Source organism: Parendozoicomonas sp. Alg238-R29, assembly GCF_947331445.1.
Taxonomy (GTDB): Bacteria; Pseudomonadota; Gammaproteobacteria; order Pseudomonadales; family Endozoicomonadaceae; genus Sansalvadorimonas.
Window position 1 is genome coordinate 49,374 of record NZ_CAMZOG010000008.1, and the last position, 13,201, is coordinate 62,574.

At 45.6% G+C, this 13,201-nt stretch carries 13 protein-coding genes; 6 read left to right on the plus strand and 7 right to left on the minus strand.

Annotation, left to right across the window (positions count from 1 at the left end; all coding sequences use genetic code 11):
• Positions 1-93: 93 nt before the first annotated feature.
• The 4 genes from galU (at position 94) to QMA35_RS03560 (ending at position 4,335) form a co-directional block, all read left to right on the plus strand.
• The gene (gene galU / locus QMA35_RS03545; protein WP_281645752.1) at positions 94-921 is read left to right on the plus strand and encodes a UTP--glucose-1-phosphate uridylyltransferase GalU; all 828 of its coding nucleotides are present in this window, start codon (positions 94-96) and stop codon (positions 919-921) included.
• Between the two features lie 165 nt (positions 922-1,086).
• A complete protein-coding gene (locus QMA35_RS03550) occupies positions 1,087-3,144 on the plus strand; it encodes an ExeM/NucH family extracellular endonuclease (RefSeq protein WP_281645753.1) in 2,058 nt (685 codons plus the stop codon).
• 195 nt (positions 3,145-3,339) lie between these two features.
• Positions 3,340-3,822, plus strand: a complete 483-nt coding sequence (locus QMA35_RS03555) for an ImmA/IrrE family metallo-endopeptidase (protein WP_281645754.1) — start codon at positions 3,340-3,342, stop codon at positions 3,820-3,822.
• Positions 3,823-3,861: 39 nt separating this feature from the next.
• Positions 3,862-4,335 (plus strand): hypothetical protein, encoded by a 474-nt coding sequence (locus tag QMA35_RS03560; RefSeq protein WP_281645755.1) that lies wholly within the window; start codon positions 3,862-3,864, stop codon positions 4,333-4,335.
• Positions 4,336-4,440: 105 nt separating this feature from the next.
• On the opposite strand, the gene QMA35_RS03565 is transcribed toward QMA35_RS03560, so the two are convergent.
• Both QMA35_RS03565 and QMA35_RS03570 read right to left on the minus strand, forming a co-directional pair.
• The gene (locus QMA35_RS03565; RefSeq protein ID WP_281645756.1) at positions 4,441-4,896 is read right to left on the minus strand and encodes an NfeD family protein; all 456 of its coding nucleotides are present in this window, start codon (positions 4,894-4,896) and stop codon (positions 4,441-4,443) included.
• Position 4,897: 1 nt separating this feature from the next.
• Entirely contained in the window at positions 4,898-5,815 is a 918-nt protein-coding gene (locus tag QMA35_RS03570) for an SPFH domain-containing protein (RefSeq protein ID WP_281645757.1), read from the minus strand.
• Between the two features lie 312 nt (positions 5,816-6,127).
• On the opposite strand from QMA35_RS03570, the gene QMA35_RS03575 reads away from it, so the two are divergent.
• Positions 6,128-6,652, plus strand: a complete 525-nt coding sequence (locus QMA35_RS03575; RefSeq protein WP_281645758.1) for a hypothetical protein — start codon at positions 6,128-6,130, stop codon at positions 6,650-6,652.
• Here the strand turns inward: QMA35_RS03575 and QMA35_RS03580 are convergent.
• The 4 genes from QMA35_RS03580 to QMA35_RS03595 all read right to left on the minus strand — a co-directional run bounded on the left by QMA35_RS03580 (position 6,635) and on the right by QMA35_RS03595 (position 10,802).
• Positions 6,635-8,422 carry a GNAT family N-acyltransferase gene (locus QMA35_RS03580; protein WP_281645759.1) on the minus strand — a complete coding sequence of 596 codons (1,788 nt, stop codon included), beginning with the start codon at positions 8,420-8,422 and terminating at the stop codon, positions 6,635-6,637. The genes QMA35_RS03575 and QMA35_RS03580 overlap by 18 nt on opposite strands.
• A gap of 85 nt (positions 8,423-8,507) precedes the next feature.
• On the minus strand, positions 8,508-8,942 hold the full coding sequence (locus tag QMA35_RS03585; protein WP_281645760.1) for a hypothetical protein: 435 nt from the start codon (positions 8,940-8,942) through the stop codon (positions 8,508-8,510).
• Between the two features lie 116 nt (positions 8,943-9,058).
• A complete protein-coding gene (locus QMA35_RS03590) occupies positions 9,059-10,213 on the minus strand; it encodes an ATP-grasp domain-containing protein (protein ID WP_281645761.1) in 1,155 nt (384 codons plus the stop codon).
• Entirely contained in the window at positions 10,194-10,802 is a 609-nt protein-coding gene (locus QMA35_RS03595) for a VTT domain-containing protein (protein WP_281645762.1), read from the minus strand. Before QMA35_RS03595 ends, QMA35_RS03590 begins: the two co-directional genes overlap by 20 nt.
• 527 nt (positions 10,803-11,329) lie before the next feature.
• On the opposite strand from QMA35_RS03595, the gene QMA35_RS03600 reads away from it, so the two are divergent.
• Positions 11,330-11,761: an H-NS histone family protein gene (locus tag QMA35_RS03600; RefSeq protein ID WP_281645763.1), complete on the plus strand. Its 432-nt coding sequence runs from the start codon at positions 11,330-11,332 to the stop codon at positions 11,759-11,761.
• 67 nt (positions 11,762-11,828) lie between these two features.
• On the opposite strand, the gene yegQ is transcribed toward QMA35_RS03600, so the two are convergent.
• Positions 11,829-13,163, minus strand: a complete 1,335-nt coding sequence (yegQ, locus tag QMA35_RS03605; protein WP_281645764.1) for a tRNA 5-hydroxyuridine modification protein YegQ — start codon at positions 13,161-13,163, stop codon at positions 11,829-11,831.
• Between the last annotated feature and the right edge of the window lie 38 nt (positions 13,164-13,201).

Below are 13,201 nucleotides of genomic sequence, written 5' to 3' on the forward strand. Positions count from 1 at the left end.
TCTTTTACTCTGTATTCGCCAGTGTCAGCCAACGCAACTGGCACTTATTCTGCTTATAATACCCAGCAATTTAGACAAGGAAGCGAACCTGCAATGCTTAGTAAATGTCTTTTCCCTGTAGCTGGATACGGAACCCGATTCCTGCCTGCCACCAAATCCATGCCTAAGGAAATGATGCCTGTCGTTGACAAACCTCTTATCCAATACGCTGTTGAAGAGGCCATGAACGCAGGCATTCCGGATATGGGTTTTGTGACTGGTCGAACCAAACGCGCCATAGAAGATCACTTCGATATCAATTATGAGCTGGAAAAAGAAATTGCTGGCAGCGGTAAAGAACAACGCCTTTCCAGCATCCGCGAACTGATGGCAGCCTGTACTTTCAGTTACACCCGCCAGAAACAAATGCAAGGACTCGGCCATGCCATCCTTACCGGCAAGACATTGGTAGGCGATAACCCCTTTGGCGTAATCCTGGCTGACGACCTTTGCATCAACCCGGAAGGTCAGGGTGTGCTGGCACAGATGGCAACACTGTTTAACCAGTTCCGTTGTACAATTGTAGCTGTGGAAGAAGTTCCTGAAGATGAAATTCACAAGTACGGTGTTATTGCTGGTGAGGCCATCAGTGACGATATTATCCGGGTCACCGACATGGTTGAAAAACCCGCCAAGGAAGACGCTCCCAGCAATCTCGCGGTTATCGGTCGTTATATTCTGACTCCGGATATTTTCGATATTATTGAAAACACGCCTCCAGGCAAAAATGGCGAAGTACAAATTACCGATGCCATTCTCACTCAGGCCAAACAGGGCTGTGTGCTGGCTTATCGCTTCAAAGGCCACCGCTTCGATTGCGGCAGTGTTCCAGGTTTTATTAATGCCACAAACTATGCCTACGAAAATCTGTTCAAAGGTTAGGGGCGTTCTCAATTAAGCATACGACTCAGTATGACTGCCAGTCATTGCTTGCATAAAGCAATGACTCGCAACTCCCTCCTAAATTTTACAGTCGTTTAGCAAAACCCATCATCTCAGCCTACTTTGTAGACTCCCGCAGCTTGCTGCCCATTGATGGTTTGGATAATGCTTGCTCATCGTCGTTTTCTTGCCTCATCCCTTCTTGTCTTTGCACCATTTCTCAGCTCGCAACTGACCGCCCAAACAGCTCCCAGTATGAGTTGTGGCAGCTGCGCCACACTTATCAGTGAAATTCAGGGTAACGGTGGAACCAGCCCCTTGATCCCAGCCGGCGCAACGGAATCGCAGGAAGTTGTAATTGAAGCCGTTGTGACCGCAAACACGCCTGAAAGACTGAACGGCTTTTTCCTTCAAGAAGAAGTAGCCGATGAAGATGGTGATCCGGACACATCTGAAGGTCTCTTTATTTACGGGGAACGTTCAGAACTGAAAGTAGGAGACAAAGTGCGCGCCCGTGGAGTGATTCGGGAATTTTATGGCCAGACTCAGATGGTGCTGAGTGAGGTCGCCGTATGTGGTGTTAATGCCCTCGGAGAAGTTAAAGCGGCAACCCCCAGTAAAGGGTTGGTGCTGCAAGAAATGGAAAAGTATGAAGGCATGATGGTGAACTTCAGTGGTAGAAATACCCTGAGCGTTACCCGCAACTATAGCTTCGACTACAGCTCTTACCGAAACAATATGGAGGTGAGTCTGGGCGGGCCTCTCTTCAAACCAACACAGGTTCACCCTCCCCTTTCGGATGCGGCCATTGCTTTAGCGGAGGCAAACGACAAGAACCGGATGACTGTGATTACAGATGGAAGTCAGACCAACGGACAGATCAGCTACTATCCCGCTTTCGGCCCTTATATTCATTACATAAGAGTGGGTGATTTCATCAGTGATATGACCGGCGTTGTTGCCTACCGCTATGGTCGATACGAGTTGCTGCCAACCATGACTCTGGATACCTACGCCTTTCAACATAATTTTTCTCCCAGAGTTGCCTTTCCTTCTCCTCATACCCATGGAACTTTACGGGTAGCCAGTTTCAATGTGCTGAACTACTTCAACACTTTGATGCCGGATCACAAGGACAACCCTTTAGGAACAAACCGGGGAGCGACAACGGAGAGAGAATTTCAGTTGCAACGGGATAAAATCGTAGAGGCTATTACACGTATTGATGCTGACATTATTGGCTTGATGGAAATAGAAAATAACGGTTTCGGAACTGGCAGCGCTATTAATGATCTGCTTACAACTGTGAACAGCCGCCTTCCCGCTTCGGAGCATTACGCCGCCGTTCGCACCTATGAATCCGGCACGGTAGGAACAGATGCCATTACTGTTGGGCTGGTTTATAAACCAAACCGCATTGTCTTGCAGGACAGTCTGCAAATCATTGCCATGCCTGTACAGCAGTTCACCCTTACCAGCACAGATGATGAGGAAGTCAGTATTACGAAATCCATGCGCCCGACTCTGTTGCAAACGTTCAGAGATAAGTTTTCTGGTGATGCCGTGACTGTTGCAGTCAGCCACTTCAAATCCAAAGGTTCTATGTGTTACGAAGACTACATGGAATATGCCGACCCCGATGGCAAAATCCCTCTCGATGGCACCCGTATCAAAAGGGGCAGCAAACCCACCGTTCCTGGATATCAGGATGACTTGCAGGGGAGCTGTAATGAATTTCGGGTTGCGGCATCCAAACATCTGGGAGATCACCTGCAACGTATGAATTACCTGCTGACAGATAATGTGCTGTTAATTGGCGACTTTAACGCTTATGGGCAGGAAGACCCTGTTCGACTTCTGACTGGCGGAAAGTCTATGAAACAGCCAGTTACAACCTCATCAAACACAACAGTCAATTGCCGGGAAACTACACCTCAGACCCTTGATAAAGGTTTTGGCATGGTAAATCTCGCCACCAAAGAGCACGGCAGAAAAATATATTCCTATAGCTATGATGGTGAACTGGGTGCACTGGATCACGCTCTTGCCAACAAGACACTGGCAACCAAAGTGATAAATGTACAGGACTGGCATATCAATTCCGTAGAGAACACGCTGTTTGAGTATCCCGATAAATACTCAGGCGATCTGCCAAAAGATCTCGGCCCTTTCAGCGCATCAGATCATGATCCTATATTGATCGATATCGACTTTTATTTTTGAACCGGAAAAGAAATACAGCCCTGAAGAGTTCAAAAAATCTCCACCTGTGATTACTTTTTGCCTTAAACATCAGAAAAGCGGCTTATGAGCCGCTTTTCTGCATTTTGCGTGACAGTTATCCACAACCACTGTAATTTATGCTGCGAGTCCTTTTCCGCATTATAAAAACCAACAAGACTCGGTTCAGGGAGTGAAATGGCTTTATCAAGACAGCAAATAAGAGATGCCGCTACAGAGCTGGCTATTAATGCTGGAGTACACGATCAGTTTCCTGTACCTCTGGAGCGTATTGCTGAATATCTTGATTACCAGTGCCTGCAATTTCTCCCCGACGATACCACCAACAAAATCTCCGGTGCGGTGAACCACCAGCAAAGAAAAATCTATGTAAATGGCGATGATCCCGCCAGACGTCAAATGTTTACCCTTGCCCACGAAATTGGTCATGTTGCATTGCATGGTGAGGTAGAAGGCAATTTTATCGATCACCGCAGCCCCGGCCCAAAAACACCAAAGGAGTTAGAGGCCGATATGTTCGCCAGCGAACTTTTAATGCCTGAATTCCACTTCCGTTCCAGCTGGTCGGAATGGGATGGCGTACCTTCCTTGATTGCCACAGTCTACGGCGTAAGCGAACAGGCAGTGAAAGTGCGTGCCAAGATTCTCAAGCTGAGATAAATAGCCCTGAACTAAAAGAATAAAAATAGGGAGCAAGGAGTGGCAACCACCAGCACAGCCCAGAGGGATATAAGCAGCCAGCGGAATACAAGCAGCCAGTGGGATACAAGCAACAGTCCTGTGGATAACTCTGGTGAGGATATCTTCTCCACCCTTGAGAATCGTGTGCAACAGGTTCCTGTGGACTCTTTGAGCCTTCGAGCACAACAGGAAGCAATTGCTGACCTCCAAAAAGAGCAGTTAGCCTGGTCGAAATCCCGCCGCAGACATCGCAAGGAATTTGATAATAAAACCTTTAACCTATTGCGCTGGCAGGTTGGTTTTTTATCCTTGTTTGTGCTGCTTCAGGGTTTTGGTTTATGGGGCTTCAAACTGGATAACTGGGTATTTGGTATTTTTGTGAATGGCAGCCTGATTTATACATACGCCATTATAAAATACATCGCATCCGATCTATTTAGTGGTCATGGCGATGTTTTGAAGTCGGATAAAGCAAGAGCGGATCAAGAATAATCAAAACATCCCCAGCTCAGATATCTTCCGGGTTCCCCTTGTCACTGAAATAGCGTTGGATACCTGCCAATTCGGTTTGATTAGCAGGTATTAGTAAAGGCAAGATCAGTCTTTATTGTGCTTAGTGATATGCAGGGTCATACCTTCGGAACCTGTAACAATAACAGTTGTTCCTGCGTCTAATGTTCTCTCAGCCTGAACTTTCCATTTGGTATCACCGATCTGGACGCGGCCATGACCTCCGGGCAGATTCTGATCCAGCACAACAATACGCCCAACCATTTGGGCAGCCCGGTTATTTAATAAAGGCTCTTCACTGTTGTACCCGGGCTTACGGAAAAGCACCCACCAGCCCAAGGTAAAGATAATTGTCGCAACACCAAAACAACCAAACTGCCAGGCCCATGACATATCAGGTAATAACCACAGAATCAGAGCCTGAAGTATCGCAGCAACAGCCGCACCGAGTAAAAAGCCACCAGCCCCCAGAGCTTCCAGCCCAAGAAGCAGAAAACACAGCACTACCCAGTGCCATGGCTGAAGCTCTGTGAAAAGTTCCATATCAGTTAGCCTTTCCTTTAGTTGTGGCTTCTCCCACTAACTCTTTAATACCTGCCAGTGATCCAATAACATTCCCTGCTTCCAAGGGCATCATGATTACTTTGCTATTTTCAGCACCACCAATATCTTTCAACGCTTCAACATACTTTTGCGCCACAAAGTAATTGATTGCTCTTGGGTCACCTTCAGCGATCGCCTTGGATACAACATCTGTCGCTTTACCTTCCGCTTCAGCCAATCGTTCACGAGCTTCGGCTTCACGCTTGGCAGCTTCAAGCTCACCTTCAGCTTTTAGAATTTGTGCTTGCTTCTCACCCTCGGCCACTTTAATTGCAGCTTCTCTGGAACCTTCGGCTTCCAGAATCTGAGCACGCTTTTCACGTTCTGCTTTCATCTGGCGGGCCATGGCATCAACAAGATCCTGAGGCGGTGAAATATCCCTGATTTCTATACGGGTTACTTTAATGCCCCACGGGTCAGTAGCCTCGTCAACCTTATCCAAAAGGCTTGCATTAATACGATCCCGGTTGGAAAGCATTTCATCCAATTCCATGGAACCGAGAACAGCACGAATATTAGTCATGACCAGGTTTTGCATAGCGCGCATCAGGTCATTCACTTCGTAGGACGCTTTTACTGAATCCTGAACCTGAAAAAAACACACAGCATCTGTGGTGACCTGCGCATTGTCGGAAGAGATCACTTCCTGAGGAGGGATATCCAGAACCTGCTCCATCATATTCTGCTTTCGGCCAACTCGGTCCACCATGGGTATCAATATATTAACGCCAGGGTGAAGAACACGGGTAAATCGTCCTAAACGCTCAACCGTATAATTAAACCCCTGAGGTACGATCCTTACACCGGTTAGCACCAGTACAGCTACCAGCACAACAAATACTATCGCTGTTACTTCCATTTTTCTCCTCCCCTCATCTCTTCTGATATCAATCCTAAACACGACTGTAGCGCAGGGGGCGCCAACTGTTAATGGTTTCCCCGTACTCACAGAATCACGGAAGAGTTTACTACCATGCCACGATGAGAGCCCCTGATACTACTCAAAACGATCCGTTAGAAAGTACATCAATAGAGACGTATACCGGTGATAGTAGTATGTATGATTTCCAGGATGCCGAACACGACCTGAAGCTGGCAGACGATCAGATTCTGTATTCATAAGCAACAATAAGCTAGCCTGAAGGGATGTTTTTATTTTTCAGGGAAGCTCATGCCACTTCAGCCTGCCGTTTCTGCTAACTGTGATAGTTTATTTGCAATTAAAAACCAGCTTTCAGAACTCCCTGCCTCTCTTTACACCAAGAAACCAACGCTGACTGAAAGTTCAATTGGCGTTCATACCCGCCATATTCTTGAACATTACCAAATGCTGTTCACTGGGTTACCAGAAGGAATTATCTGTTACGACAACCGAGTGCGTAATGAGGTCATTGAGCGGTCTATATCATCAGCTTTATCAACACTGGATGGTATAACCAGCCACCTGCAAACCCTTACTAAAGTTGAGGACCAACACTTGGTACTGAAAACTGCAGTTGCAGGATATACAAATGATCGATTATCTATAAATACGTCTCTGGTGCGAGAGTTAGCATTTATACACAGCCATACAATCCACCATCAGGCGATTATCTCTATGTTACTGAAGGCAGAATCTATTCACGTTGCCAAAGACTTTGGTGTAGCCCCGGCAACATTACAGTTTCAAAGACAAACATTATCCAGTAACAGTTGAAGTTTCCTTTGAGTGATATTTATGGAAAGCCTTGTAACCATCTTCCCCCAGATAGCGAACAATTGCTTTTTTCTCGCTCTTTAGAAGGTCAACAATAATCAAGCCATCCAGTGCATCGTTAAACTCTCGATCCACATTAAAACCTACAAATGATCCATTCAACTTCAGATACTGCCTTAGCAGGATAGGAACTCCCCTGTCTTTCTCCACAAGCTGAACAAGTTTGGAAAGCTGCTCGATGTCTCCCATCCCAGCCAGCATTTCCCGGCTCCATGGTAACCCTTTCATATCTGGCAGCGGTTGGATGGGTTGAACAAGGTTGGCTAACTCTTTATCAAAATTATTTTCTTCCAGACTCATAGCCATCAGGTATCTGGACAGGTTCCGGTAATCATTACTGATACTCACAGGACCAAACAAAACCCGGTACTGTGGATGACGAACAATCCAGCGACCAATACCTTTCCATAGCAACTGAAGGGGCATAAGGCTTTTTTGGTATTCTGGCCGAATGAAAGAGCGCCCCATCTCCAGACAAGAGCCAAGCTTACTTAGAAACCGCTGGTCATACTGGAACAGGTTTCTGGAATAGAGCCGATCAACCCCTCCCGCACTCACCAGTTTATCAACCTGGCCAATTCGATAAGCGCCAATAATTTCCTGACTTTCCCGGTTCCACAAAAACAGATGTAGATAGTGGCGATCAAAACGATCTATATCTGTTTCAAAGCCAGTACCTTCACCGACTTTACGGAAGGCTATTTCCCGGAGTCGTCCGATTTCCTGTAAAATATTGGGAACTCCACTCGCCTCGGCACACCAGACCTCAAGGCTTCCTTTCTCTAGCAGAAGCGCCTCTGTCGGCAGTTGTTGGATATCCTGTGCCAGCATTTCCACAGACACTGGTTTTGAAACAGGAGTACTCGCTCCCGTTTCTTTTATATCGCTCTTTTCACTTTGTGTTTCTGGGGCCAGTAGAAGAGTTCTTATTCTTAGGGTATTTGTAAGAGCTTCACCAGCAGGGATATTCCTTAAACTGGAAAAAGGCTCAATACTTCCACCATATAACTGTAATATTTGCCCTCTTTTATTGAGAAGCTCACGAACAAGCCTTGTCGTTCTTAATAAGGGGTGAATCCGCCCAAGCAAATAGAATAGCCAGCTGTTTCTGCCATCAACATAAACAGGGAGAACAGATGTCTGGGTTTGCTTGAGGATTTTTCCGGCAGTGTCCCGCCAGGGAGCTTCTCTTATCGTTTGTTTTTCCCAGTCCCAATCTGCAACTTCTCCAGAAGGAAACACAATAAGCAGGCCTCCATTTTCAACCCATTGTGTGGCCTCCTCTACTGCTGCGTGATTGGCTTTTTTTCTTTCTTCCCGAGAAGACCCAGTAAGAATATCCACACCGATAAAAAGCTCTCTTAAACCCGGTAAGGCATTAAGGAGTTGATTAGAAAGAACCTTTACATCGGGGCGAATTTTGAGACAAGCATCCAACAATGCAATCCCTTCAGCTCCACCAAAGGGGTGGTTGGCGATAACAAGTAGCGAGCCCTTTTCCGGTATACGAGAAAAGCTTTGCCCATGGGTTTTGTACTGGAAGCCTAGCGCCTTCATAGCTGCTTCCAGAAAGTCCTTACCTTGATGATCGGTAATATTTTGGTGGTACAACTTGCCTAGCTGGCTAAGTCCTGTGGCTTTTTCTACTCCTCTCATTAAAAAGCCACGACGACCTTTCCACTGGAGATGAAATGGCGATTGACTGGTCATTCCCAGCTCCCTTATTGTTATTTTTATAGGGTTTTAAGCCTGCCAACACTTTTTAAGCAGGCTTGGATTTCTCAGGCTTTTAGCATCAGGATGCTGCGTCACTCTGCTGGTCATAAAGCTCCATTACAATAATGACGGCAGAGGCCACCAGAATTGCACAGGCATTTATAAATAGAAGACCGCCGTCATCACCCACAATATTCCCGGCAGCATCAAACTCGGGCATGTGGATACCAAGAGGCGTAAAGAGATGGAAGAAAACAGCTCCTGCCATTATGCCAAAGGCCATCACGCCTCCGGTCAGGCGCATTCCTGCCAATAACAGAAGTGAAGCGATAAGTTCAGAAATACCCACACCCCAGGCACCATAGACTGCAAACCAATCAAACCCGGACCACTCCCCAAGAGTGCCAAAGATATGAACAGTTTCCGGCGATCCCGAGAACTTAAAAAACAATGACTGAATAAAAACGATTGAGATGTAAATGGCTAAGCCAATTTTGATATATGACTTCTTCATTACTGCCTCCCTGGCTTGTTTTCCGTGTGCTGTTTTTCTATTCCGTTAGGTTCACTATAGGTATAAAACAGCTTGACGAGAATCCTTTCACTCTTTAAAAAGAGAAGTGCTTCTGTTTATTCGGTATCCGGATATTGGCGACCAAGCTTGGTCTCTTTCAAAAAACCAGACACCACCTGACGAAGAGCCCCGGGCTTATGCCCCCGATCTCGATTTATAGCACCAATTTCGAACAATGTGTTGTACTGGGTAAAGAGAGTTTTATAAACCTCCCTCAGTGATGATTCTGAATCCCAGATATGAGCAGCCTCACTGCTGATACCATTCACTTCTACAATCCGGAAGTCTTCGCCATTAAGTAGTGAACGCTCATTAGCAAAACGAACATCAAAACGGCCAAAGTAAAAACCGTTGATATCTTTGCTGACGTGATCAAAGGCACTGGTTAAACGTTCGGTTATCAGATCCCGTCCATCCCGAAATATAGCTCCGCGGCTATGACTCCCAGCAAAAGCCAGACGAAACGGCTGCCCGGGTTCCAGAACATCATCTAACTGTTCGCTGTGACGCTTAATATAAAGGTGAGATAACTTTCCAGCTCTTCTATCTCTTTGAATAAGGGTTCTCAACGTATCAACACCATTGCCATAAACATAAGGCTGGTATTTCAAGGTAAGAGAAAATATCTTCCCTCGAGTTTCTCCAGGCTTACGAATATAAAAAACACCAGCTTCAGGCTCCCATGGAATCAGTTCCTGTAGAATCACCACTGCGTTATCCGGAAAAATACGAAAGTACTCTTCAAGCTGTTCATCATTGCGGACTATACGAACGCCTTCTCCTCGGCATCCCATATCAGGCTTAGCAATTATCGGAAATTCCAAACCATATTGCTGCATTTTCTTTTTAGCATCTGATAACAAATCAACCAGATCGTTTTTCCTGTTTGTAAGATGAAACCATGGTGCAATAAATTTCTTGGCGTAATCACCAGCCTGCAAAAAGTTATCCGCTTTTGATTCTCCAACCAGGCCACCAAGATAAAACCCCGGGTTGGCACATAAAGGAACAGTTAACCCACGGTATCGTATTGTCTGAAAAAGCCAGAGAAACACGACCGGAAGGTAAACAAGAAACGTTGGCCAGAATTCAAAAAAGGCTAAAGCCCTGCCTTTTCTAGGGAGAGGAGGCATCCCCACATGAGCCTGTTTGGCTCCAAATGTTGGCTTGATAGCCTGTTCAATAAGATTTTCATCTCTGTTTCCAATCATCCCTGATCTCCAGATAATTCCCGATTCGTCCATTCAGGAATCGCTGACATACATATAATAATACTGCCAGCAAAGGTACAAGAGCCCACTTCCAGGCTCCCAACACTCCCCAAAAAGAAGAGTTTGATAACTGCAAGCCAAACCAGTGAAACCCACTAAAAGCCAATGCAACCCAAACAAAACCTGCAACACTAACTGCCACGATAAACATTTTCAACGAAACTGAAAACAACCCACAAGCCAGATAACAAGGCAACCTCAATCCTGGTGCAAACCTGACAAGGAAAATTGTCAGGAATAAATGTCTGGAAATCCAGTGTCGAATAGCTTGTACGTGTTTAAGATTTATTCGTTTTTTGATAAAAGAAAAACGTGCAGACAACTTCCCTAAAAGGTAAAGCCCCACATCACCACTCACTATTCCCAGAAGCAGCGCAATAAAAGCCAGCTCTGGTAAAACCTTATCACTCGACGCAAGCAGCGCCCCGGAAACAATAGCTACGTCTTCAAGTACAAACGTTCCAAAAAATAAAATCAGGAGAATTAACCAGGAATGGGACGCAGCATCAGCCATCTCAAAAAAATCCATCAGCACTCCTGAAGGCACACTGGCTGAAGATAACAACTGGGAACCGAGACAAAAACCACTGGGAAAACCTGTATTTCTATTATTATTGTTTCCACTAATTATGCTTTTACATTAATCCAGCCAAGAGAAAGTCGCAAAGGGGTTTAAAAAAAATAGACATGTTTTTTACAAAGGCCGATTGCTACAGGTACTTCCGCTAACAAATGAACATTATTGTTCACCCTTTCTGCTTAATAAGACACTGAGTGTATTATTTTGTAATAAAGCCCCGGAAAAACATGCCCACTTCGTTGACAACTTCTTTATTTTATCTGAGTATTCGCAACTGAAAATCCGACTTTATTGAAAGAAAAATCAATCTTGGCATTTTCATTACACAGAACATTTCTTAAGCAGCCTTATATTTTGGCTAATTTCTTCTGTGATAATAAATACTGTGGCGCCTTTGATGAAAGACCATTGAGCTGCAAAGTCGGGTTGGATCAGAATTCTAGTCATATAAATAGTTATTAATTCGGGGTTATATCATGAACATGTTCGAAGAAATTATGCATCGCCTGTCCAGCAAAACCCGTATGCGCGGCCTGTTCAAAGATGTTCACTTTGAAGACTTGGAGCGCATCATTGATCGTATGAACGGCCTGCTGGATGAAAAGCGCGCCGCTTATGAAGCTGATCAGGCTAAAAACAAACAGAAAGAAGAAAGCATCGAACAAATTCGTAAGATGCTGGAAGAAAAAGGTCTGTCTCTGTCTGACCTGGGTGGTTCCGAAGAAGCTGCGCCCAAGAAACGTCGCAACGTAAGCAAGTACACTTTTGAATATGTAACTAAAGCTGGTGACACTGTTCAGTGGTACGGTTCTACTACTGGCCGTCTGCCAAAAGACTTCCAGGCTTACCTGGATGAAACTGGCAAAAAGCGTCTGGACTGCGTAGTTGATCAGGAAAGCGAAGACTAATCTCTTCCATCCTGTGACAAAAAGGAGGCTTGGGCCTCCTTTTTTTATTGTCTAACCATAATCTGATTTATTCCGGCAGGTTTCTAACCAGAAGAGAAAACTCGTCTGGCTTCATTCCTTCAGGAAGAGGAATACGAACCTGATGACCTGAGCCAGGGGCCGCAGAAACACTTGCACCATTCTTGTCTTCCAAATGTTCCAAAACAAAAGAATGATTTCCCGCTGGAGTCAGAAGCTCAACATTGTCGCCTTTCTCGAATCGGTTTTTAACATCAACAGTAATAAACCGATCATTGGAATCAACAACCTCACCAACAAACTGCTGCTTTGTACCAACAGAGTTCCCGCGCTCGTAGTTCTGATATTCATCATGAACATGACGACGGTAAAAACCCTCGGTATAACCGCGGCTGGCCAGATTCTCCAAAGTGTCCATATGAGCCATATCAAAAGGTTTGCCCGCTACAGCATCATCAATTGCCTTACGATAAACCTGAGCAGTACGCGCAACGTAATAATGAGACTTGGTGCGCCCTTCAATTTTCAGGGAATGAACGCCCATTTGCGTTAAACGGTTCACATGTTGGATCGCCCGCAAATCTTTGGAGTTCATAATGTAGGTGCCATGCTCATCTTCAAAAGCTGGCATAAAATCATTAGGACGGTTTGCTTCCTGCAGTAAAACAATATCGCTGGTTGGCTCGCCATCACCCAATGTCGGCTGATTGGATGATGCAACCGGATCATAATTAACAGGAACAACATCACCTTCGGTCGTTTCTTTGGCCTCATGAGCCTGATAGTTCCAGCGACAGGCATTGGTACATGTGCCCTGATTGGGATCCCGGTGATTCATGTAACCGGAAAGCAGGCAACGGCCAGAGTAGGCAATACACAGAGAACCGTGAACAAAGACTTCCAGCTCTGTATCCGGGCACTCTTCCCGAATTTCCTGAATTTCATCCAGCGATAATTCCCGGGAAAGGATAATCCGGCTTACACCCTGCTGAGCCCAGAATTTTACCGTAGCGAAGTTAACAACATTGGCTTGTACAGAGAGATGGATTTCTGTATCTGGCCATTTTTCCTTCACCATCATCACCAGACCGGGGTCTGACATAATCAGGGCATCCGGGTTCATGGCTATAACAGGCTCCATATCCCGCAGGTAGGTTTTCACCTTGGAGTTATGGGGAGCAATATTGCTGGCAAGATAGAATTTTTTACCCAGATCATGAGCTTCCTGGATACCGCTAGCGAGGTTTTCCAGTTTGAAATCGTTATTACGCACCCGCAAGCTGTAGCGGGGCTGACCGGCATAAACAGCATCCGCTCCATAGGCATAGGCAAAACGCATATTACGCAGGGTGCCGGCAGGGGAGAGAAGTTCTGGCTTCTTCATAAAACTACCCGTGTGTTTTTCTATAAGAGCTACAAAAC

Coding starts and splice junctions, on each gene's coding strand:
- galU (WP_281645752.1), top strand. CDS start 94: ATGCTTAGTAAATGTCTTTTCCCTGTAGCTGGATACGGAACCCGATTC.
- QMA35_RS03550 (WP_281645753.1), top strand. CDS start 1,087: ATGCTTGCTCATCGTCGTTTTCTTGCCTCATCCCTTCTTGTCTTTGCA.
- QMA35_RS03555 (WP_281645754.1), top strand. CDS start 3,340: ATGGCTTTATCAAGACAGCAAATAAGAGATGCCGCTACAGAGCTGGCT.
- QMA35_RS03565 (WP_281645756.1), bottom strand. CDS start 4,896: ATGGAACTTTTCACAGAGCTTCAGCCATGGCACTGGGTAGTGCTGTGT.
- QMA35_RS03570 (WP_281645757.1), bottom strand. CDS start 5,815: ATGGAAGTAACAGCGATAGTATTTGTTGTGCTGGTAGCTGTACTGGTG.
- QMA35_RS03575 (WP_281645758.1), top strand. CDS start 6,128: ATGCCACTTCAGCCTGCCGTTTCTGCTAACTGTGATAGTTTATTTGCA.
- QMA35_RS03580 (WP_281645759.1), bottom strand. CDS start 8,422: ATGACCAGTCAATCGCCATTTCATCTCCAGTGGAAAGGTCGTCGTGGC.
- QMA35_RS03585 (WP_281645760.1), bottom strand. CDS start 8,942: ATGAAGAAGTCATATATCAAAATTGGCTTAGCCATTTACATCTCAATC.
- QMA35_RS03590 (WP_281645761.1), bottom strand. CDS start 10,213: ATGATTGGAAACAGAGATGAAAATCTTATTGAACAGGCTATCAAGCCA.
- QMA35_RS03595 (WP_281645762.1), bottom strand. CDS start 10,802: ATGGATTTTTTTGAGATGGCTGATGCTGCGTCCCATTCCTGGTTAATT.
- QMA35_RS03600 (WP_281645763.1), top strand. CDS start 11,330: ATGAACATGTTCGAAGAAATTATGCATCGCCTGTCCAGCAAAACCCGT.
- yegQ (WP_281645764.1), bottom strand. CDS start 13,163: ATGAAGAAGCCAGAACTTCTCTCCCCTGCCGGCACCCTGCGTAATATG.